Source organism: Pandoraea sp. B-6 (assembly GCF_000282835.1).
Taxonomy (GTDB): domain Bacteria; phylum Pseudomonadota; class Gammaproteobacteria; order Burkholderiales; family Burkholderiaceae; genus Pandoraea; species Pandoraea cepalis.
Genome location: NZ_KB290539.1, coordinates 1 through 1,504, shown reverse-complemented (window position 1 = coordinate 1,504; position 1,504 = coordinate 1). Strand labels below are relative to the sequence as shown.

Below are 1,504 nucleotides of genomic sequence, written 5' to 3'. Positions count from 1 at the left end.
GCTGTCGAACGACGCCGGATTGGTGACGCTGAGCAGGAACAGCTCGCCGGGCCGAAGGCGGCGGCACTGCTGCCAGGATGGCAGCGGCCGGCCCCAGCGATCCGCAGACAGCACGGCGGCCGAAGGCACGCCGTCGATGCGAACGCTGCCGCCGACGATGCACACCTCTTGCGGCGCCACTGCGCCCACTCGCTTGAGCAGGGGAATGCGTGTCGGCAGGTAGCCGCGCTGCGCAGCGAGCGCGGCAGCCTCGGCCGGCAGCGGAACCAGCACGATGGTGCCCACGGATAACCGACGTGACAGCGGGCTAGCGCGATGGTCAAGCGGATCGACGCGATACCAGCCGACTGCCACGCTGTCGGACGGGTTGTAGGTCAGGCGCGGCAGTGGATGCACGAAGGACGCCCAGGCCAGCGCAGCGAGGCCGCAGGCGGACAGGCCCGCCAGCACGATGCGAGCGCGCAGGCGCAAGCGAGGACGCGGTGCGGTGCCGGTAGTCGAAACGGCGGTCATGGCAGCGCCCTCCCGATGAGCCAGGCGGAGTGCCGCTCGGCGGTGTATTCGGGCAGCGGCAGGCGCGCAGCGAGCCGGTTGGCGAGCGTGCGCCAGTACGCGGGCGAAACGGCAGCGGGCGCGATGCCCAGCGCCTCGATGGCGTCGATACGCTCCAGCACGGCGCGCACCGATTGCTCACCTTCGGCGTGCAACAGCAAGCGCGCGCCCGGCTGCACGCCGGGGATGCGCTGCTCCTCATCTAGCGGCGTGCAAGCCTGCATCACCATGAGCTGCCAGCGCACGGTGCCGTAGTCGTTGGCCTGCCAGCGAATGCGGCAGAAAACGGCGTTCGGCAGGAACACGGCGAGACTGCGCCAGCGGTCGAACCGGTGCGTGCGCGCGGGTTCGCCGAAGCGCAGATAGAGCTTGAAACGGTGCTCCAGGAAGGCCAGCGAAACGCGCGTTAGCGGCGTTGAAATAGGCCGCGCCGCGTGTGCTGGGAATGGTGGCGCTGGTACAGCCGTGGCCGCACCAGCGGCAGGCAAAGCGGATGCGATCATGGTGTGTTCTCCCTGCGGTGTTCTGGAAACTCGCGCTCCAGCAGGCCGCGCAGCAGTTCGGCCACCGTCACGCCTTGCGTGAAGGCCGATACCTTGATGCGCGCCCGCATGGCGGGCGTGATGTCGAGGGTCAGACGAGCCGTGTAGAGGTCGCCTTTGCCCAGCGCATCGACGTCACCTTGGCGAATCCACGCTTCGGCGTGCGGATTCGTGGGCGGGCGCGCGCCAATGCCCACGCGCTTGGCTGCGCGTTTGCTGCCGAGTGACGGCTTTGTGGTCATGATGGCCACCGCAGCAGTTCGTCCACCAGCGCGGTGATTTCGCGGGCGGCGGCGCTGTCGGGCGCCAGCTCGCGGGCAAGCCGGCCGGCGGCCACGCTGTCTGCGAAGACGATGCGCTGGCGTACTTCCGAGCGCAGCGCGGGCAGCGGCTGCTCGGCCAGAGCGCCG

The 1,504-nt window shown here is 69.7% G+C and carries 3 protein-coding genes and 1 pseudogene; all 4 read right to left on the bottom strand.

Translation table 11 applies throughout. The features are described 5' to 3' along the window. Positions 1-513, bottom strand: a 513-nt coding sequence (locus A985_RS25955) for a S26 family signal peptidase (protein ID WP_232424659.1), incomplete at its 3' end; no start/stop codon positions are given. Next, on the bottom strand, positions 510-1,055 hold the full coding sequence (locus tag A985_RS0116830) for a DUF2840 domain-containing protein (RefSeq protein ID WP_017234566.1): 546 nt from the start codon (positions 1,053-1,055) through the stop codon (positions 510-512). The genes A985_RS25955 and A985_RS0116830, both read right to left, overlap by 4 nt. Beyond that, complete coding sequence (locus A985_RS0116825) at positions 1,052-1,336, bottom strand: hypothetical protein (RefSeq protein WP_039830464.1); 285 nt, start codon at positions 1,334-1,336, stop codon at positions 1,052-1,054. The genes A985_RS0116830 and A985_RS0116825 overlap by 4 nt, the downstream gene beginning before the upstream one ends. Further along, positions 1,333-1,504 (bottom strand): annotated as a pseudogene (locus A985_RS25950) (ATPase); the annotation flags it as partial. The gene A985_RS0116825 and the pseudogene A985_RS25950, both read right to left, overlap by 4 nt.

What these genes read in the sequence shown, in the direction of transcription:
- A985_RS0116830 (WP_017234566.1), bottom strand. Translation starts at nt 1,055, where the DNA reads ATGATCGCATCCGCTTTGCCTGCCGCTGGTGCGGCCACGGCTGTACCA.
- A985_RS0116825 (WP_039830464.1), bottom strand. Translation starts at nt 1,336, where the DNA reads ATGACCACAAAGCCGTCACTCGGCAGCAAACGCGCAGCCAAGCGCGTG.